Genomic DNA, 19,048 nt, shown 5'->3' on the forward strand with positions numbered 1-19,048 from the left:
TTTTGCTGTTCTACCAATTTTTTTGATGGTTACCTATTTCATCCAAAATGAGACCTCTTACAAAAAATAATCTCAAGCATTTTTACTTTAATAAATATCTTGTAACGCCATTCAAGCAAAAACGCTACCCGATTTCTTACTGTTATCACTACAAGGCAATTTGGTTCAGAACCTACAAGGTAGCCAGCCGCACTATTCACCATTTGCTGAAAGATGCGAGCCCCGAAAAGGGTTATCTCTACAGTTCTCCCGTTTCCTATCAACCGGAGCGGTATGACGATTTTTTTAAATTTACTTTTGTCAGAAATCCACTCGACCGTTTTATCTCAATTTGGAAGGGAATGGTTTTAAAAAGAAATTATTTTGGTTTCTCCAAACAGAAATATCAGGAAATGCAGGATTTTAAGACTTTTTTGGACTGGGTTGAGGATAAAGATTTCGGCAAGGCAGATATCCACTTAGTTCCTCAACACAAGTTGGTTGATTTGGAGAACATTGATTTTGTTGGCCGGTTCGAAAATTTTGAAGAAGATTTTCTGAAAGTTGCCAATGAAATTGATCTTCCCATCAAAGAATCAGATTTAATTCATCGCAATAAATCACCTAAAAAAGAAATCAATTTAGATGATGCAGAGCGAAAACGAATCTTTGAATTATACCCCAAAGATGTTGAATTATTTTACCCACATCTACAATCATAATTTTTTCATCAAGTCACTCTTATGAAGTTTTTGAAACCCTTGCTAACCATTTTTGTCTTTTTAATTGGGCTTAATACTTCTCACCTTAAGGCCCAGGACTATTACCTCTACGTAGCCGCCGAATCGGATGATGATGTCCATTTAATCCATTTTAATGGACAAAGCGAGCAAGGTGAGATCGCTGAAACCATTGAAGTGGGAACCTGGCCGCAAGAAAATGAAGGGCCGCACGGCTTAACGGTTTCTCCCGATGGCAAATACTGGTTTGTGAGTATTGCTCATGGCTACCCCTATGGTTCCCTCTGGAAATACGAAACCGGCACCAACGAATTCGTGGACAAGGTCGAACTGGGGATGTTTCCCGCCACTATGGATATCTCCAAAAGTACCGGACTTTTGTATGTGGTCAACTTCAACCTTCATGGAGACATGGAGCCAAGCACGGTTTCTGTGGTTGAACCGAATACCATGATGCGCCTTCAGGATGTTGAGACCGGCATCATGCCGCATGGATCACGCATCAGTGATGACGGCAGATGGCAATATCATGTTTCCATGATGACGGACGAATTGGTAGTCATTGATACGGAAAACCTGGAGGTTGCAAAACGGCTCAACCTTTCCAAAATGAACGACAGGAAACCGGAGATGGATCATTCTGAAATGAATCATCAAAATATGAAGCACAGTCCCATTGTGAAACCAACCTGGGCCGATCCTCATCCTTCAAAACCTTTGGTTTATGTGGCAGGCAACGGCTCCGATGAGCTCATCGAGATCAACACAAACAACTGGAAAATCACTAACCGCTGGAAAACAGGCAAAGCTCCCTATAACCTGGAAATATCGCATGACGGAAAATTACTGGTGGCTTCCTACAAAGGAGAAGGGGCAACGGGTGTTTGGGATCTTGAAGCCGGAAAAGAATTGGCTAAAATCCCCAACAGCCGGAAAGTAAGTCATGGCGTCAGTATTTCTCCCGATGACAAATTCGCTTTTATTTCCATGGAAGGGATTGGAGGCGAACCCGGCTCCGTAGATGTCATAAACCTGGAAACACTGAAACGGGTTGAAGTGATCGAAACGTCAAAACAAGCCGGTGGAATTATCTTTTGGAAAATGGAAAATTGATTCATTCAATCTTTAATATTTATAAAGCCGAAGTCAAAGATTTCGGCTTTTTTATTTCATTGAGATGAGGTGGCTGACGTTTTTTCCATTTTCCTCTTCCCGAAGTATTACTTCTTTTTCAAGAGGTTCCACAGTGTAGCCTAACTTTTCCGCAATCCCTATGATCAAAGGCTCAAGCCTTCCCTTTTCAGTATTAAACTTCACCATTGCGGATTTATACGGTAAATCTATTTTTTGGATAGCTCTTCCCAGCATATCTGCGCATTTGAGTACCTCAATGCCGTCAAATTTTTGCTTTCCGGTTATCTTGGGAGGCTTAAATTGTTTTTTAAACTCACTCAGTGATGAGATGCCGCTTCCATTTTGAGACACTTGCAGCCATTGCACTTTATGTTCCACATCCCTGACATAATAGGTCAGATATCTCGGTTTCTCACTTTCCAGATAGAAATCAAATTCCGAAAGCCACACCTCTTTCACCTTATCCATTTCAATATCAAACCAAACCCCCTCTTCTTTCATCTTCCAAACCAATTGTTCTTCATCGGATTTGCGGCGGTCTAACTCTACCGGGTATGTTTTATTAAAAACATTGGTAAGATGTGAAAGATTGGATTCCGGAAGGATTTTGAGCCTGGGCCTATCCGCAATAGGATCTACAAAATCAGGAGCATCATTTTCTGACTCGCAGGTGATCGATCCAATATTTAAAAATATTCGGACTAAGCCTTCCGTAATTTTTTCCTTAAAAGCGTTGGATTGATTTTCCATATCTGATTAACCTAATAGCCCGTTAAGGTATGCAAAATCAGGTCTATTTTAAATTCCCTTATTTACATATTAATAATCAGCATTTCATAGCCTCAAACTTGATTAATCAGTCCAAGGATTTTGAAGTTCTGAGTATGGATAAATTATTTTTAGCTTTGACTAATTTATTTATAAGTTTTAATAAACTTTCTTATCTTAAAAAGAAAAATGGATTTAATACCTAATTGGTTTTTTGAACTTAGCCCCATAATGCAATCGCTGCTTGGAGGCTTATTTACATGGGGAGTGACCGCAGCCGGTGCTGCATTGGTTTTCTTTACCAAACAGATCAACTACAAACTGCTTGATGGCATGATGGGCTTTGCAGCAGGTGTCATGATAGCAGCCAGTGTCTGGTCCTTGATCATTCCGGGAATAGAATTGGCTGAAGCACAAGATATGATCGGATGGATACCAGCTGCTATTGGGTTCCTCCTCGGAGGTTTATTCCTCAGGATCTGCGACGCCTACCTGCCCCACTTACATATTGGCTTGCCAAGAGATGAAGCAGAAGGAATGGAAACAAAATGGAAACGAGCAACACTGCTTGTTTTAGCTATAACCTTGCATAACATTCCGGAAGGGTTGGCCATAGGCGTGCTTTTTGGTGCTGCCAGCCTGGGAACCGACATTGCCGGCGGAGCTACTGTAGTTGGTGCTATTGCTTTGGCAATCGGTATCGGGATTCAAAACTTTCCGGAAGGAGTTGCTATTTCCATGCCTTTGCGGCGAGATGGCGTAAGCCGACTAAAAAGCTTTAATTATGGACAGCTTTCTGCAATTGTGGAACCGGTTTCTGCTGTTGTTGGAGCTGCAGCCGTTATTTACATCACTCCCATTTTACCATATGCACTTGCCTTTGCAGCTGGTGCAATGATCTATGTTGTGGTTGAAGAACTAATTCCGGAAAGCCAACAACATGGAAATACCGACTTGGCTACACTGGGAGTTATGGGTGGATTTGTAGTTATGATGGTTCTGGATGTAGCTTTAGGCTAATTCTCCAAAATCACGGTATCACAAAAAGGCATAGGGTGTTCAGACTTATGCCTTTTTTATTTCCGTAAAATCTTTTCTGTATATCAGCTTCCATTTCGTAACTTTATTGACTGATCTCATTTTTAAATAAAATCAAATTACAGTGAGCGACAATAAAATTATTTTTTCCATGGTTGGGGTTTCCAAAACCTATAAACCCAACAAAACTGTATTAAAAGATATCTACCTGTCCTTTTTCTATGGAGCCAAGATCGGGGTGCTTGGGTTGAATGGTGCCGGAAAATCTACCCTGCTTAAGATCATTGCCGGAGAAGACCAAAACTACCAGGGCGATATTAGTGTACAAAAAGGGATCAGCTTTGGATACTTGTCTCAGGAACCTCAACTTGATTCTTCTAAAACCGTGAAGGAGATCGTAGAGGAAGGTGTTCAGGAGACTATGGATCTGATCAAAGAATATGAAGCAGTAAATGCTGCATTTAGCGATCCTGATGCTGACTTTGATAAACTCATTGAAAAACAATCGAAGCTGCAGGAAAAGATCGACCGGATCGATGCATGGGATATTGACAGTAAGCTGGAACAAGCCATGGATGCTCTCCGTTGCCCTCCCGGTGATACTCCTGTAAATGTACTTTCAGGAGGAGAAGCCCGACGGGTTGCACTATGCCGGCTTTTGCTCAAAAAACCGGACGTACTATTACTGGATGAGCCTACTAACCACCTCGATGCCGAATCGGTGCTTTGGCTTGAACAGCACCTAGCACGATATGAAGGGACCGTAATTGCTGTAACTCATGATCGGTACTTTCTGGATAACGTAGCCGGGTGGATCCTGGAATTAGATCGAGGCGAAGGAATTCCTTTTGAAGGCAACTATAGTGCGTGGCTGGATCAAAAATCGAAACGACTTGCTCAAGAAGAGAAAGAAGAATCCAAGCGACAGAAAACTTTGAAGCAGGAACTTGAATGGATTCGCCAAAATCCTAAAGGCAGGCGTGCAAAAAGTAAAGCCCGGATCAATAAATACGAAGAAATGCTTTCCGAGGAGCACGAAAAAAGAAGAGACGATATGGAGATCTTTATTCCTGCCGGGCCCCGTTTGGGAGACAAGGTGATCGTAGCCGATCACGTATCTAAAGGATTTGAAGATCGTTTGCTGATCGAAGATATGAATTTCCAACTGCCTCCCGGCGGAATTGTGGGGATCATTGGTCCTAACGGAGCTGGTAAAACCACTCTATTCAAGATGATTACCGGTGAGGAACAACCCGATAAAGGAACTTTTTCCCTTGGAGACACCGTAAAACTTGGATACATAGATCAGAAACGACCGCTGGATCCTGATAAAACTATTTGGGAAGAGATTTCGGGCGGCCATGATATCGTTAAGCTTGGCAATCGTGAAGTGAACTCACGCGCTTATGTGGCCCGTTTTAACTTCAGCGGAAGTGATCAGCAAAAGAAAGTGACTGAACTCTCAGGTGGTGAACGCAACCGGGTTCATTTAGCTAAAATGCTGAAGGAAGGTGCCAATGTATTACTTTTAGATGAACCTACAAACGACCTTGACGTAAATACTTTACGTGCACTTGAAGAGGCGCTTCTCAACTTTGCCGGTTGTGCCGTTGTTATCTCCCACGATCGCTGGTTCCTCGACCGTATTGCCACCCATATTTTAGCCTTTGAAGGAAATAGCCAGGTTTACTGGTTTGAGGGCAACTTCCAGGAATATGAGGAAAACAAAAAAGAACGTCTCGGAATTTCAGATGACCAACCCCATCGCATTAAATACAAAAAGCTTATGCGATGATTACAAATTTTTACTAATTTAATAATTAGTGATAAAGAGGTATACCTGAATTAGAAAGCGACCCGCTTATCAAAAGATCATCTATGAAAAATTCAATTGAGCAGCATGGAGTAGATGTCGATCGCAAGATCCTAACGCTTTTTATTTTTGCTTTTATTTGCGCTGTACTGCTCATTATTTCCGTAACTCTTGCCGTTAGCTTTGCTTCCGGACTAAGAGGATATGTTGGGGGTGAAGGCCACTGGACAAAAGCTCAGAAAGAATCCGTTATACACTTAAGTCACTATATTTCTACCGAAGAAGAGGAGGATTTTAATAATTTTAAACGGGTTTTTCGGGTCATTATGGGGGATCGTATGGGAAGAGAAGAGCTTAAAAAGCAGGATTACGATTATGATGTGGCCTTTGAAGCGTACCGGCAAGGACTAAATCATCCGGACGACATCCCTCACATGATCCGGATATTCAACCTTTTTCAAAATTTCGGGCCTGTAAAGCAAGCTATAGAAGTATGGGAAACCGGCGATGATAAGATCGATGAACTGATCTCTTTCGGTGAGACCATCCACCGGGAAATTCAAAAAGGTGACATTTCTCAGCAGCAAAAGGAAGTATGGCTGGATGAATTGATCCGGCTCGATCACGAACTTACTGACTTGGAACTTCGATTCTCAGATTCTATGGACAGTATGGCTCGATCAGTAAATCAAGTCGTGAAATGGACTACAATTGTACTTGGATTGTTCATCATAACTATTGGTGTATGGCTTACCACCCGCTTCTATAACAGCACAAATATTTGGACCGCAACACTTCAGGAAACCGAAGAAAAGTTCCGCAACGTCCTCGATAATTCGCGGGATGTGCTTTTCAAGATGAATGTTAATTCCCAAAAATATGAGTATGTAAGTCCTGCCCTGGAAACCATGTTAGGATATGACACCAATGAATTCTCTGAAGGCGGGATAAAATTCATTATGAGCAAAATGCACCCTGAGGATAAGGAGAGAATCCAGAAAGTGGTGGATCGCTACGAATCGGTTGAAGACCGTGAGTTTCTGTCAACCCTTGAATATCGGCTAAAAGACAGTGACGGCAATTGGAAGTGGGTGAGTAATACCCGCACCATGGTTAGAAACGGAAATGGAGAACCGGAAGCTATTGTGGGAACCGTAAGAGACATCTCTTACCGAAAAGAACAAGAGGAAAAGATCCGTAAGTCCCTTCAGGAAAAAGAAGTTTTACTCAAAGAGATCCATCACCGAGTAAAAAACAACCTTTCCATCATCTCCAGTTTACTGGAACTTCAAAAAGATGGGGTTGCTGACGAGGTAAAAGAAATGCTTAGTGAAAGCCAGCTGCGGATCAAATCCATTGCTAAAGTTCATGAGAAACTTTACAAATCCAAGAACCTGGCAGACACCTCCCTGGATATCTATATATCGGAACTGGTAGAAGAAATTGAAAACACCTACACTTCAGACAAACAGTCCATAGATATCCAACACGACATCATTCCGGTCTCTGTTTCTATCAACGAAGCGATACCTATTGGTTTAATGCTCAACGAGCTCATCAATAATGCCTTCAAACATTCTTTCAAAGGTAAAGAAACAGGCAGGCTGATCATTTCTGCCAGTGAAGTTAACAATCAGATACAAATGGAAATTAAAAGTGATGGGAATAAAATGGATGAAAACCTTGATTTCTCCCAACACGATTCTCTTGGAATGACCCTCATTGATTTGCTTGTTAAAAGAATAAACGGCACTATTGAAATGGAACAGGATGATATTTGGACCCGATTCACCATCCGCTTTTCTTTGGCAGATGACCACAGCTAACCATTCGAAGCAAAGCCTAAGCTAAGCCTCTTCTATTTTCTCTTTGGTTCTCCCATCGTTTAAAGGTTTAGTGACCTCACCGGAAGTGATCCAATTGAAAACCCTGTAACAATCGTGCTCATCCAGGTCAGCAACTTCCAGGTTTAACCCTCCGGCACCTGAAGCGACCATAGCATGCAGGTTTAACAGTTCTTTTCGTACCTGAAATGGATTTTGCGTCAACTTGATATGCTGAATGCGTTTCCTTTTTATAAAAGCGGTGGTTCTTGAAACTACCCGGTAACGCAATTCCAGAAGTTCTTGATCGAACGAAATAAATGCATCCTTATATCTCTTCCAGCCCAGATAGCCCATCATCGGAATCAGTACAACTGCTAACCAGCCATAATCCAGCAAAAACCATAAAACCGGGATTGCTATCAATAATAAGTAATTGGGCCGCCTGATATACCGGAACAGGGCTTTTGCAGGGGGCTTTATCTTTTCTTCAGGATCATGGTCAATATCGATGTAATCCTTTAAGAAAGCAGTTACATCATGTTTGGAAATATAGGGGGCTATCACAATAGATCTACCCTTCTGGCTTTGATCAAATCCGGCACTTTCAAGATACATCATTCCATACCCCAGTGGTTGTCGAAAAATACCTTCCACAAATCGAACCGCCTGTATCCGGTCAAAAGGAACCGTAATGTGTTTCCTTTCTATCAGGCCTGTTGAAATGATGAGTTCTTTGGTAGTCTTCTCTAATTTAAAATCAGAATAATTGAAGATGACCCCCAAAAAGGAAAGGGTCCACGATATAAGGATAATTCCCAGAACCACTGCTACGATCATTGTTACATTGCTGTATCCCGGAAGCATTTCATACATGTACTCTATGCTTTCCTCATTTATGAATTCATCTAACTGCCCGGATATAGCCCCTAAAATAGAAGCAATCAATCCAAAGTTACCTGACGTAAAAGCTGCAGCCACAAGGTCTCTCTTGGATAGTTTCCAACTTGCTAAAATTTCTTCCTCTTTATCCCCGGCCTGTCTGTTCGGTTGATCGCCATTTTGATCCGGATGGTCTTGATCCCCCGTATGTTTCTTACGTAATTCAGTACGCAGATTTTCAGCTTCTTCCCTCGTTATAGCACTAATGGTTGCCGATTCTGTACCTCCCCCTGCCGTTTTAACCTCCAGCTGTACCAAACCAAACATACGTTGCAGCAACCCTTCGGTAATGTCAATCACCTGAATGCGATCTTTGGACATATATATCTTGTTCTTTACGAACACCCCTTTCTCGATCTGCAACTCATCCTGATGAACACGGTAACGAAATACCCACCATCCAAAAAGCCCCCCGATAAGAGCTACCGCAAAACCCCCTCCAAGAAAATAAAGGAAATAGCCTTCAGTATTCGAGGTTCCGATAAATATCAGGATCAGAATGGTTATGAAATTCTGCCGGATAAGGTCAATAACTTTGCTTACCGCTGCGATCGGATGTTGGCGCTTAAATTCAGACATCCCCTTTTACCTTTCTTACCAGATTTGAGATCGTATCTCTTACTTTATCCGCGGTTTCATCATCCAGGGCAGGAATTTCATGCGTGGTAGCAGCTGTTGAAATCGTCACCGAGGACAACCCAAATTTCCTGTACACCGGGCCTTGGCGGGTATCTACATGCTGAACGCGGTTGATGGGCACCAGCGTCCTTTTTTTGATGAATATGCCCCGCAACATATCGATCTCCTTTTCGGAGATATCATACTTCCAGCGCTTCCACCTCAATTTTGGAAACACGATTGCTATGGTCAGATAGAAAAACAAACCGGCAAGGAAAAGGACGGAGAACAAGATCCAATCTACTCCCTGATACCATGCGAGTGCAGAACCTGCGTTTTGTCCAATCGAGATCGCCAGAAAAAAACCGGAAGGCAAAAACCAAGCTATCCCGTAAAGTAATGCATTGACGGTCCAGGCTTTGATGGCATTATTGTGAATTCTGTTAGCCGGTTCTGAGATCATATTTCAATATTCGTTAAAAATGGAAACACTCAAAAATAAAAAAAGCCACACAAAGGTGGCTTTTTTAAAATCCGTTGTAGAAGCGGAAATTACATAGCGTTCTTCTTGGCCTGAATTTCCTGACGAATTTCGTGTGCAAGATTTTTCAGGGTCATGAGATGCTTGCGGGCACGTGTACCGGCAGCTTTATTACCTTTCTCATAAAACTTCTGCATGTCAACTTGTAATTCTTCTACTACGTTGTTGATATCGTCCATTCTACTCATATGTTGTACTCCTAAATTTAGTTTTGATTAAGGGCATCTACTAAATTCAACACCCGCTTTTAAATGAGAACTGTATTTACTAAACAGTATTAAAATCTGCGTTAATTTAATAAATAAGTAATTAAATGTATGGTTTTCTTTGTCACTGTGTTAAAGGCACTTTTTCCTTCGAAGTTCCCTGTATTTCGTCTACGCTGAACATCAGCCCAAGCCCAACGATCAACAGTAACAAAATGGATGCCATCCCCCACCTCTGACTGTCCATTAGAAGGGTGATCCATCCTACCATCAATGGGCCGGCAAAAGTGGTAAGTTTCCCGGATAATGCAAACAACCCAAACATTTGATTTCGCTTGTTTTGAGGGGATATTCTACCCATAAAGGTTCGGCTGGATGCTTGCACCGGCCCCACGAAGATTCCAAGCAGCAATCCCCACACCCAAAACCAGGTTTCAGACTCCACAAAGAGGACTGCAAAAACGGGGATGACCAAACCGGTCAACGACCATATGATCGTCTTTTTACTCCCACTGATATCATCCACCCATGAAAAACCAAAAGCACCAATACCTGCAGTGATATTGAGCGCGATTCCAAACATAAAGATCTGCCCTGTATCAAATCCAAACGTTCCGGCTGCATAAACACCTCCCATGGCAAAAATGGTAGCAAGTCCATCATTATAAAAGATCCTGGCAAGCAGAAACTTCCAGATATTTGGTTCTTTTTTGAGAAGCCTGATCCCATTTTTTAACTCTCTCAAACCATCAGATACCGCTTCGGCTATTTTCTTATTTTTAGAAGGCACATCCGGTGTTTTTAAAAACAAGGGAAGGCTGAACAAAGCATACCAAATCCCGGTAAAAAGAAAAGTGATCCTTACGTTTTGTAACGATTCCTCATTCAATCCAAACCATTCGGCACCATATTCAACAAAGCCAAAATAACCGATGATCAGGCAAAAGAGGCCCCCGGCGTATCCCATTGCCCAGCCCCAGCCCGACCATTTTCCTATCGTCAGGCTAGTTGTAAGATCAGGTAGCATCGCATTGTAGAAAATAAAGGAGAGCTCAGCTCCAAGGGTAGCTATGAACGCCATAATCAAAGCAAACCAAATGAAATCAGTACTCGGCTCGGCAAACCAAAGCATGCTGCATCCAAACACACACATAATGGTAAAAAAACCGATCCAGGGTTTTCTTCGTCCCCCTTCATCTGCGATAGAGCCCAAAAAAGGAGCTGATATCGCCAAAATAAATCCTGCCAGTCCGATCATGTTTCCCCAGAGAGCCGTGCCTGTAGTTTCATTTTCGGCGATAGATTGGGCAAAATAGGCGGCAAACACAAAGGTTTGGATCATCACAAAATAGGCAGAGTTGGCCCAGTCGTACATGGCCCAGGCGAATAAACCATTGCCCCTTGAAGATTCTTTACTCATTCGGTTCATTTAATGAAAGTGTGCCCGAATATCGGTTTTGAAGGCGGGAAAGCAAAATTAAATGATGGATAGCACTATAAACCGGGCTTAACGGTTTGTTAATTTTTCTGAATGTAACTTGATAAAAAACCAGATTTGACCATGAAATTCACTTTTTCACTTTCTCTCCTGTCTCTTTTAGTTTTTGGAGGATGTTCCTCTTCCACTGAACTTGCTGATCAATCAAATCCATCTGCAACATACTCTGATGTATTTGCTCAACCAAATTGGTATACCTATACAAAGTTTGACACCCTGACTATACTTTCCTGGAATGTTGAGCACTTCGTAGATGAATTCGACAATCCATATATCGACAATGACCGAGAAAATAATCCACCTCAAAACATGGATGAAAGAAGAGAACTGGTGTCTGATGTCATAAAGCGAGCGAATGCGGATGTTGTTGTTCTTCAGGAGTTTGAAAGTGATAGCTATGCGCAGCAATTCGCAGAAGAGTATTTTCCGGAACTTGGTTATCAAATTTTTTCCGGGCATGAAAGCAGCGACTGGTATATGAATGTAGTGATGATGAGTCGCGTTCCGCTTGGGCTTTTTCACAGCTATGCTACATCTAATACTCCCATCCCGGGACAATTGGATGAGGCGGGAAATCCTGAATCCCAAACATTCATTAATAACCGAATGTGGACTGCAGAGATTTTGGTGAATCCGGAGTACCACTTTTTCCTAACCGGGGTCCACCTGAAAGCCGGTCGTGGAGAGCGCAATGAGAGCTGGCGAATGGGACAAATGAATTTGCTTCGCTATCATTACGATCAACTTCTTAAACAAAACCCGGATGCTAATATTTTAGCCGTAGGCGACTTCAACGGCACGCCCGAAAGTCCCGAAATGGAGCTTTTTCTTGGTGAAGGAACTGACATAGAATTTATTGATCCACTTGCTGAAACTGAGATCTTTTCTCATCCTGCAGATTCTGCTTTTTGGAGGATTGATCACATTCTTCCTAATACCAATATGATAAAGGAAGTGGTAAACGGCTCAGTGAAAGTAAATTATTATTTCTCACCTGATTCTATGAATCAGGCAGCCGATCATTTACCGATGACCATCAAAATTATCCCCGTAGAAAATTAGTTTTGTATTTCCTGAACAACTTTCTTCGCGCTTTTCACACAATCAGGCACCGAAACGCCCCAGCGAAAATTACCTCCAATATATAAGCCCTGATATTCTTTCTCGGCTTCTTTCATTTTTTGGTGAACCGTTTCATACCCTACATGAAATTGCGGAATGGCTTTCTTCCATAATCGGGATTTCACAAATTCCGGTTCCGCTGAAGTTTCCATCAGCTCAGAAAATTCAGCCATGATCTGCTCCTCAACCTTTTGAATATCATCGGATAAAATATCGCGATCGTGAGCGCCACCGGTCATTAGCGTACAGTGGAAATATCTATCCTTGCTAAGTTCCGGAAAGATGCTGGATTTCCAGATAGCTCCCAGCAAACGAATATTCTCTTTCCTTGGGATGAGAAACCCAAATCCGGATCGGGGTAACCTGATATCCTCCGATTTGAACATAACCTGTGTAGAAAGCATCGGGGCATACTCGATTCTTCGAAGAGTTTTGGAAAGTGTGGGGACAAATCCATCCAGCACCGAGGCTAAACTGTAAGCAGGGAGACATGAAATCACCTTTTCAGCCCGGTGGACTCCCTCTGAAGTTCGTATTTCAAATATATTCCCGGATCTTTTAACTCCAATCACTTCCTCATTTAAAATGTAGTCAGAGATTTTTTCAGCTATGGCGTTGGTCAGCTGCTGAATGCCTTTTTTGAAGGTCAGCACCATCGGTTTTATCTCGGATTCTTCTTTCTTAGACCGAAGTGCGCCCATCATGATAGAACCAAATTGCTGCTCATTTTCGACCAGTTTTGGGAGAATTTCTTTTTTGCTGATTTGGTAAATATCTCCGGCATAAATTCCCGAAAAAACCGGGTCTACTAAATATTCAACCGCTTCTTTTCCAATTCTCCGTTCCAGAAAAGCACCCACGCTTTCATCATTGAATGTTCCTTTGGTGATGAAGGGTTCGGCTAACGCTCGCAGCTTTCCTTTTGCTGAAATTACTTTAGTTGTAAATAGCGTTTTAGGAGATGGTGTGAGCGCCTGAAGCTGTCGGTCGCGAACAATGTAGCGTGTTTTGAACGCTTCAGAGATCTGCACGATCTCATCTTCCAATCCGACTTCTTTGGCCAACTGTCGTATAGAACCATCCCGGTCGCGCAGAGAATTGGGTCCAAAATCGAGTACGCTTTCTTCTCTAATTTCAGAGGATATCACCCCCCCAACCATAGATTGCTTTTCAATGAGCTTAAAGGGAATTCCGGCTTTATGGAGATTCCAGGCGGTAGCCAATCCAGAAATTCCTCCACCCAGAATCAATATTTCCTTCATCACTTTAATCCCTAACTTTTACCACAGAGTTCACTGAGCAACACTGAGTTTTATTGATTGAACTTACGCAACAGCTTCTTCCGGCTTCAGCATATCTGCGCACCAGTGCTCGAGGGCATCGATCCATAGATCATGGTCGTTGACGCAAGGAATGAGAATCAGGTCTTCGCCACCGGCTTCCACAAAATCTTCCTTTCCTCGTATTCCGATCTCTTCCAGCGTCTCTATACAATCAGAGATAAAAGCCGGACAAGCCACCGCTACTTTTTTCACGCCTTCTTCAGCCAGGCGTACGAGCTCTGCATCGGTGGCCGGAGTCAGCCAGGGATCGATACCCAATTTGGATTGAAAAGCCACGCTATAGTTGAAATCTTTGTTATCCAGATCCAGATATTCCGCCACATTTTGAGTGGTCTTGATATCCTGGTGGCGATAGCAGAATGTATGCGCCGGGGAATTCACGTTACAGCAATCTTCACACTTCAGGCAATGATCGCCGGTGATATCCCGCTTTTTGATGTGTCGCTCAGGCACGCCATGGTATGAGAACAGCAAATGGTCGATATCATCATGCTCTTCTAAAGTAGAACGCATACTTTCCCCCAACGCCTTGATGTAAAGCGGATCATCATAAAATGCATCTTTGAATTGTACATCCAGACTTGGATATTTTCCGCGCCACACTTCTTTGGCTTTCTCGATCACGGTTTCCGTAGTCGACATCGCGTACTGTGGATACAATGGAATTAAGAATACGCGTTCCAGATCAGGGTTTTTCTCCATGAGTGCATCAAAACCAGCTTCAATGGAAGGATTTCCATAACGCATGCCCATTTCAATAGGCACATGATCTCCTAATTTCTTTTGAAGTTTATCAATCACTCGCTGGGTAATTACAATCAAAGGAGATCCTTCATCCCACCAAATCAACTCGTAGGCTTCGGCTGACTCTTTGGGACGAATGGGAAGAATGATTCCTTCTACAAGCGCCTTACGAAGTGGTGTTGGAAAATCAATGACACGCTTGTCCGTTAAAAATTCTCTCAAATATACTTTCAGATCAGCCGGCTCATAGCTGTCGGGAGATCCAAGGTTTACCAATAAAATGCCTGTTTTTGATTGTTCCATGCCTGATTTTAGTCTATGTTTACTCTACAGTTTTGCAATAACTTCGATTAATGTGAAGATACAATGAATTCAAATAAAAAAGGGTCGATACTGATTGTTGGCTGCGGATGGGTTGGCAAGAAATTAGGACAAGACCTCAGCCAAAAAGGCTACAATGTTTACGGTACAACGAGATCTGAATCCAATTTTTCGGATCTTGAGAACCACAACATCAAACCGGTTAAGCTTGAACTTCCTGTTGCCGATCTTTCGTCCCTCACACTTCCGGAAGTGAATACGGTCGTCATCTCCATCTCACCGGGTCGTGGCGGTGATCGAAGCGAATATCCTTTTGCAATCCGTCAGCTTGCTCAGCTTTGGAAAGATGCAAACGTACAAGTGATCATGTATAGTTCCAGCAGTGCCTATGGAAATGCAACCGGCGTTGTGACCGAAGAATCGGTTCAGCCTGACACCAAAAATGAGAATGCGATCGTAGCCGCAGAAGGGGAGTTGCGAGCTGTTTTACGGGATTCTGTTATTCTTCGGCTCTCGGGATTGTATGGGGAAGATCGTCATCCCGTAAAATATCTGGCCGGTAGAACTGGGATCAAAGACGGAAATGCCCCGGTGAATTTAGTCCACCGTGAGGATGTGATCGCAGCCACTGAGTTTGTAATTGAAAAGGAAATTCGCGGAGATATCTTTAACGTCTGTGCTCCGGTTCACCCCAAAAAGAAAGAAATTTACACGACCATCGCGGCCCGACTCAGAATGGAAAAACCGGAATTTGAATCCGGCGGCGAAGATGGGAAAGAGGTTTCTTCAAAGAAGATCTTAAATACTGGATTTCATTTTGTGCATGAAGACCCACTTTCCTACCAAAAGGATTAATCTGCTTCTAAACTCCCCTCTTCCTCCAAAAACTCCAGCGTTTCGGTAGCGTGACGTAAATGAGGAATCACAATACTCCCACCCACGATCAGAGCCACATTCAGCGCATCCACGATCTCGGCTTTGGTGGAGCCGGTTTTAGCGCACTGCTCCAGGTGATAGTCAATGCAGTCGTTGCAGCGAAGTACGGCCGAAGCTACCAATCCCAGTAGCTCTTTCGTTTGCTTGGGAAGCGCCCCGTCCCGATACGTATTGGTATCCATATTGAAAAAGCGCTTGATCCCCAAATGATCCAGGTCCATTACTTTTTCGTTTTGGATCTCTCGCTCTGCTCTGAATTGTTCTAACCGGTTTTTATAATTTTCCATCTTTATGAATCTTAATATGATTTAAACACAGTAATAATGGCCAAAAATATATTCTGTCTCATCTATTTGTTTTAAATATACTTCTTGGGCTGAGAAAGCTCCGTCAAAATAATAGATATTCCCTTCTTTACTCATTAATCGTATTCCATATCCATGCCTCTTAATATCTGGTTTTCCTGGAGGGCCAGTATTTACCATAGATTCAGTATAAGAAGTCATGTAAGCAATATTCAATGCCTGATAAAAATCTAAGCCAACGACTTTATATTCATAATCAACACAACCATCAAACCAGCGCTCTGTTTTGTATATACCATTTCCAAATTGAATTGAATCAACAGAGGCTTCAAAAATTTTCCCATTAATATTTACTGGTACTTTCTTTTCAACTTCATCAATTTTCCTAAAAATTCGTTTAAAATATTCTTCCGTAGATTCCACTCCATAATCTGTTCTATAAAAAGGTGGTAATACTCCAAGTTGGTCACTTTTTACATAGCCTTTTTCTGATTTATATTCTACTTTTATCCATCGTGCAGAAGGAGTTGCCCCTTGAAAACTATCATCAATTTCAAAAGCTGGCGCTGTAGTCAGTGAATCCAAAACTTCAAGTTGCCTAACTTGATTTCCATAGCGCACCTTAAACTTTATCTTCGACTCCATATCAGGTTTTGCATAAACAACTGCACTATCAAGGCTCCAAACAAATTGATTCCTGTATTTATCTATTTGAGCTAAAGATGACGTTGAAACTGCCATTATAAATGCGAAAAAAAATAATAGGCGAATAAAAATCATTTTCGGTTTACTTATTTAAAACTGATGTTTTGTAAAATAAATATTTTTTTATGTATTGATGGATGAATTTGTTTGCTGACTGTCCTCCCTGTTAAATCAATGAATTGATTTAACGGTCCCTCCGGAGGGACACAAGTTCTTACTGCTGAAGACTATATTATCATAGGTTCGGATTCTATGCCACAGCAAGAACATATATCTCTTTGGAGCCTGCTTGCCGAAGAGGTAAGAGAGATCGATTTCAGCTCCGCTGTCCCCAGAATCGGGAAGAGAGAGGACAGTGGTCAAATAGATTACAGGAATTACACAATGCCATTTTGAATCATCCCGCACTTAGTTATCTTTTTATGCTTTCGAGATTTAGAGGCAACCAATCATGTTCTGGAAGAAAAAAGAAGCAAAACATAAGTTAGTAGTTATTGGCGACAGCCTTTCGCAAGGTTTTAACAATGGAGGCATTTATCGCACCGATATCAACTTTCCTTCTTTTATCCACCGCTGCTTTAAATCAAACCCTCCTTTCGATCAGCCTAATTTTACCGCTCAGGCCGGAATTCCTCTGAATATCGAAGTTTTAGTGCGTGGACTTTCACAAGAAATCGGAGATGAAATTACATGGAATGAATATCTGCCGGCTGCAAAACACATGATCCAGACTTTAAAACGGATCAAAAAATATTGGGAAGGAGGGCTCAAAGACCTCTCTGTAGAACGCTCTCAGCCGTACCATAATCAGTCCATCTGGGGATTCAATATCAGCGATTCCTGGATCGTCAATGAAAGGAACAGCCGGGAGTATATTGCCAACAATCCCGAGCGTTTTACCGTGTTCGACTTCCTCCCTGACCACGCCAAATTCACCACAGCACGTCTTGTTTTAAATCCATCCCTCAAAACTGATTTTGAAGAACGCAGTCAAATCGATAATGCCCAAATTCTTGCTGATGACGGGGGAATTGAGAACCTGATCGTTTGTCTCGGGCATAATAATATGATTGCTGCAGTAACCGACCTTAAACTTATTTGGACGGAAGACCAGGATATTGAAGGTTTTCCCGGCGAGAGAAAGTACACTGTATATCGTCCCGAACATTTTGAGAAGCAGTATCGGAAGCTGGCGGAGAAAGTCTCTAAGCTGAATGCAGAACGGGTTTTTGTTCCAACACTGCCGTACGTAACCATTCCCCCTGTGATGCGAGGCGTAAATAATGACCTTTCCAGTAAACGTCTTGGTTATTTTGACTACTACACGCGCTTTTGGATCTGGGATGAAGACTTCCATCCCGACAAACATCCTCATCTTACAAAAGATGAGGCTATTCAGCTCGACCTGACCATGGATGAGTACAATGCCATCATAAAAAAAGTAGCCGGAGAATATGGTTGGCACGTGGTTCCAATGGCCAAGAATGTTGCAGGAATGGCTCGGCGCCGACTTGGCGGGGAATTGGTCAGAGATTTTCCAAAAGGCCTTGCTGATGCCTTAAAAGCTCAGGATAGTACGGCTCACCTTGTTGATGAACATGGAGATGTACACCTCTCAACCGATTTTATCCGGCTTAATAATGAAGGCAAACTGTATAAAGGTGGCATTTTCAGCCTCGATGGCCTACACCCAACCACCATTGGCTACGGATTGATGGCCAATGTGTATTTGAAAACTATGGCCCGGGCCGGTGTTAAGTTTAAGCATTCCATTAACTGGGATGAAGTGGTTCGTGAAGACAGCCTTGTCAGCGACCCTCCCAAACTATTAGCCGAACTTCGATTGGTTCTTAGAATTTTGGCCATGGGGCATCAAGAACGATTCATCAATTTCAGCAAGCATCTGCTTAGCCAGGCCATGGATATTATATCTCCCCGGCAGACTTCATAACCATCAGCTCATTTTGATATCCTCAAGCACTTTGTTGTATTTTTCTTTGAGAGATTGAAGTCCATCTTTCATTTCATCCCGCATCTCCTGCCACTTATCCTGTCCGGATTCTTTCAACTCGGCAAGATCTTCTTTGAAGGAATCACGCTCTCCTTTCAGTTCTTCAATTTTCTCTTCGGCTTCTTCCCGGACTTCTTCAGATTTGTCTTGAAGTTGCTCTTCAGCTTCTGAAATTTTTTCATTCATATCTTCAAGCGTTCTTTCTGCTTCCGCCACAAATTCATCCTTGGTTTGGCGAATATCATTTTGGGCCGACTCTATCGTATTCTCAACTTGTTCATTTGCTTTTTGTGCACTGTTTTCCGTTTTCTCAGAGCAAGCTCCAAGAATAAGCAGTGATGAAATTCCAATAACAAATGCGTGTTTTAGCATAATTTCTAAGGTTTATTATCAGTTCATGCAGTTAAATGGATTCCCCTTCCCTTTGTTCCATTTTCTAAGTTTATATACCTGCATCCGGG

The 19,048-nt window shown here is 42.3% G+C and carries 18 protein-coding genes; 8 read left to right on the forward strand and 10 right to left on the reverse strand.

Annotation, left to right across the window (positions count from 1 at the left end; genetic code table 11):
* Positions 1-47 precede the first annotated feature (47 nt).
* Complete coding sequence (locus B151_RS0106285; RefSeq protein WP_020402762.1) at positions 48-701, forward strand: sulfotransferase family 2 domain-containing protein; 654 nt, start codon at positions 48-50, stop codon at positions 699-701.
* A 21-nt stretch (positions 702-722) separates the two neighbouring features.
* On the forward strand, positions 723-1,832 hold the full coding sequence (locus B151_RS0106290; protein WP_020402763.1) for a YncE family protein: 1,110 nt from the start codon (positions 723-725) through the stop codon (positions 1,830-1,832).
* Positions 1,833-1,883: 51 nt separating this feature from the next.
* Here the strand turns inward: B151_RS0106290 and B151_RS0106295 are convergent, their stop codons facing one another.
* Positions 1,884-2,603: a hypothetical protein gene (locus tag B151_RS0106295; protein WP_020402764.1), complete on the reverse strand. Its 720-nt coding sequence runs from the start codon at positions 2,601-2,603 to the stop codon at positions 1,884-1,886.
* A 207-nt stretch (positions 2,604-2,810) separates the two neighbouring features.
* Here B151_RS0106295 and B151_RS0106305 point away from each other — a divergent pair, with 207 nt between their 5' ends.
* The 3 genes from B151_RS0106305 to B151_RS0106315 all read left to right on the forward strand — a co-directional run bounded on the left by B151_RS0106305 (position 2,811) and on the right by B151_RS0106315 (position 7,298).
* A complete protein-coding gene (locus B151_RS0106305) occupies positions 2,811-3,641 on the forward strand; it encodes a ZIP family metal transporter (RefSeq protein WP_020402766.1) in 831 nt (276 codons plus the stop codon).
* 136 nt (positions 3,642-3,777) lie between these two features.
* A complete protein-coding gene (gene ettA, locus B151_RS0106310; protein WP_026166524.1) occupies positions 3,778-5,454 on the forward strand; it encodes an energy-dependent translational throttle protein EttA in 1,677 nt (558 codons plus the stop codon).
* An 83-nt stretch (positions 5,455-5,537) separates the two neighbouring features.
* A complete protein-coding gene (locus tag B151_RS0106315) occupies positions 5,538-7,298 on the forward strand; it encodes a sensor histidine kinase (RefSeq protein ID WP_020402768.1) in 1,761 nt (586 codons plus the stop codon).
* A 21-nt stretch (positions 7,299-7,319) separates the two neighbouring features.
* Here the strand turns inward: B151_RS0106315 and B151_RS0106320 are convergent, their stop codons facing one another.
* The 4 genes from B151_RS0106320 to B151_RS0106335 form a co-directional block, all read right to left on the reverse strand.
* On the reverse strand, positions 7,320-8,816 hold the full coding sequence (locus tag B151_RS0106320) for a PH domain-containing protein (RefSeq protein ID WP_020402769.1): 1,497 nt from the start codon (positions 8,814-8,816) through the stop codon (positions 7,320-7,322).
* The gene (locus B151_RS0106325) at positions 8,809-9,318 is read right to left on the reverse strand and encodes a PH domain-containing protein (RefSeq protein ID WP_020402770.1); all 510 of its coding nucleotides are present in this window, start codon (positions 9,316-9,318) and stop codon (positions 8,809-8,811) included. Before B151_RS0106325 ends, B151_RS0106320 begins: the two co-directional genes overlap by 8 nt.
* An 89-nt stretch (positions 9,319-9,407) precedes the next feature.
* Complete coding sequence (locus tag B151_RS0106330) at positions 9,408-9,584, reverse strand: hypothetical protein (RefSeq protein WP_020402771.1); 177 nt, start codon at positions 9,582-9,584, stop codon at positions 9,408-9,410.
* Between the two features lie 142 nt (positions 9,585-9,726).
* The gene (locus tag B151_RS0106335; RefSeq protein ID WP_157470706.1) at positions 9,727-11,022 is read right to left on the reverse strand and encodes an MFS transporter; all 1,296 of its coding nucleotides are present in this window, start codon (positions 11,020-11,022) and stop codon (positions 9,727-9,729) included.
* A 141-nt stretch (positions 11,023-11,163) separates the two neighbouring features.
* On the opposite strand from B151_RS0106335, the gene B151_RS18120 reads away from it, so the two are divergent.
* Entirely contained in the window at positions 11,164-12,162 is a 999-nt protein-coding gene (locus B151_RS18120) for an endonuclease/exonuclease/phosphatase family protein (RefSeq protein ID WP_020402773.1), read from the forward strand.
* Here the strand turns inward: B151_RS18120 and hemG are convergent.
* Both hemG and hemH read right to left on the reverse strand, forming a co-directional pair.
* Positions 12,159-13,484 carry a protoporphyrinogen oxidase gene (gene hemG, locus B151_RS0106345; protein WP_020402774.1) on the reverse strand — a complete coding sequence of 442 codons (1,326 nt, stop codon included), beginning with the start codon at positions 13,482-13,484 and terminating at the stop codon, positions 12,159-12,161. The two genes, B151_RS18120 and hemG, sit on opposite strands and share 4 nt — an antisense overlap.
* A gap of 63 nt (positions 13,485-13,547) precedes the next feature.
* On the reverse strand, positions 13,548-14,612 hold the full coding sequence (hemH, locus tag B151_RS0106350; RefSeq protein WP_020402775.1) for a ferrochelatase: 1,065 nt from the start codon (positions 14,610-14,612) through the stop codon (positions 13,548-13,550).
* A gap of 63 nt (positions 14,613-14,675) precedes the next feature.
* On the opposite strand from hemH, the gene B151_RS0106355 reads away from it, so the two are divergent.
* The gene (locus B151_RS0106355; RefSeq protein ID WP_020402776.1) at positions 14,676-15,485 is read left to right on the forward strand and encodes an SDR family oxidoreductase; all 810 of its coding nucleotides are present in this window, start codon (positions 14,676-14,678) and stop codon (positions 15,483-15,485) included.
* On the opposite strand, the gene B151_RS0106360 is transcribed toward B151_RS0106355, so the two are convergent.
* Together B151_RS0106360 and B151_RS0106365 are read right to left on the reverse strand one after the other, a co-directional pair.
* Positions 15,482-15,853, reverse strand: coding sequence for a carboxymuconolactone decarboxylase family protein (locus tag B151_RS0106360; RefSeq protein ID WP_020402777.1), 372 nt, complete (start codon positions 15,851-15,853; stop codon positions 15,482-15,484). The genes B151_RS0106355 and B151_RS0106360 overlap by 4 nt on opposite strands.
* A gap of 21 nt (positions 15,854-15,874) precedes the next feature.
* A complete protein-coding gene (locus B151_RS0106365; protein WP_157470708.1) occupies positions 15,875-16,612 on the reverse strand; it encodes a hypothetical protein in 738 nt (245 codons plus the stop codon).
* Positions 16,613-17,027: 415 nt separating this feature from the next.
* Here B151_RS0106365 and B151_RS0106370 point away from each other — a divergent pair, with 415 nt between their 5' ends.
* Positions 17,028-18,527, forward strand: coding sequence for a hypothetical protein (locus tag B151_RS0106370; protein WP_020402779.1), 1,500 nt, complete (start codon positions 17,028-17,030; stop codon positions 18,525-18,527).
* A 3-nt stretch (positions 18,528-18,530) separates the two neighbouring features.
* On the opposite strand, the gene B151_RS0106375 is transcribed toward B151_RS0106370, so the two are convergent.
* Positions 18,531-18,959: a sll1863 family stress response protein gene (locus B151_RS0106375; protein ID WP_020402780.1), complete on the reverse strand. Its 429-nt coding sequence runs from the start codon at positions 18,957-18,959 to the stop codon at positions 18,531-18,533.
* Positions 18,960-19,048 lie beyond the last annotated feature (89 nt).

It is taken from the genome of Gracilimonas tropica DSM 19535, from assembly GCF_000375425.1.
Lineage (GTDB): Bacteria > Bacteroidota > Rhodothermia > Balneolales > Balneolaceae > Gracilimonas > Gracilimonas tropica.

Bases quoted from the DNA above. Each gene is read 5' to 3' on its own strand.
- B151_RS0106315 (WP_020402768.1), top strand. From the start codon at position 5,538: ATGAAAAATTCAATTGAGCAGCATGGAGTAGATGTCGATCGCAAGATC.
- B151_RS0106335 (WP_157470706.1), bottom strand. From the start codon at position 11,022: ATGAGTAAAGAATCTTCAAGGGGCAATGGTTTATTCGCCTGGGCCATG.
- B151_RS0106285 (WP_020402762.1), top strand. From the start codon at position 48: ATGAGACCTCTTACAAAAAATAATCTCAAGCATTTTTACTTTAATAAA.
- B151_RS0106365 (WP_157470708.1), bottom strand. From the start codon at position 16,612: ATGGCAGTTTCAACGTCATCTTTAGCTCAAATAGATAAATACAGGAAT.
- hemG (WP_020402774.1), bottom strand. From the start codon at position 13,484: ATGAAGGAAATATTGATTCTGGGTGGAGGAATTTCTGGATTGGCTACC.
- B151_RS0106360 (WP_020402777.1), bottom strand. From the start codon at position 15,853: ATGGAAAATTATAAAAACCGGTTAGAACAATTCAGAGCAGAGCGAGAG.
- B151_RS0106355 (WP_020402776.1), top strand. From the start codon at position 14,676: ATGAATTCAAATAAAAAAGGGTCGATACTGATTGTTGGCTGCGGATGG.
- B151_RS0106320 (WP_020402769.1), bottom strand. From the start codon at position 8,816: ATGTCTGAATTTAAGCGCCAACATCCGATCGCAGCGGTAAGCAAAGTT.
- B151_RS0106330 (WP_020402771.1), bottom strand. From the start codon at position 9,584: ATGAGTAGAATGGACGATATCAACAACGTAGTAGAAGAATTACAAGTT.
- B151_RS0106305 (WP_020402766.1), top strand. From the start codon at position 2,811: ATGGATTTAATACCTAATTGGTTTTTTGAACTTAGCCCCATAATGCAA.
- B151_RS18120 (WP_020402773.1), top strand. From the start codon at position 11,164: ATGAAATTCACTTTTTCACTTTCTCTCCTGTCTCTTTTAGTTTTTGGA.
- B151_RS0106370 (WP_020402779.1), top strand. From the start codon at position 17,028: ATGTTCTGGAAGAAAAAAGAAGCAAAACATAAGTTAGTAGTTATTGGC.
- B151_RS0106375 (WP_020402780.1), bottom strand. From the start codon at position 18,959: ATGCTAAAACACGCATTTGTTATTGGAATTTCATCACTGCTTATTCTT.
- B151_RS0106290 (WP_020402763.1), top strand. From the start codon at position 723: ATGAAGTTTTTGAAACCCTTGCTAACCATTTTTGTCTTTTTAATTGGG.
- B151_RS0106325 (WP_020402770.1), bottom strand. From the start codon at position 9,318: ATGATCTCAGAACCGGCTAACAGAATTCACAATAATGCCATCAAAGCC.
- hemH (WP_020402775.1), bottom strand. From the start codon at position 14,612: ATGGAACAATCAAAAACAGGCATTTTATTGGTAAACCTTGGATCTCCC.
- B151_RS0106295 (WP_020402764.1), bottom strand. From the start codon at position 2,603: ATGGAAAATCAATCCAACGCTTTTAAGGAAAAAATTACGGAAGGCTTA.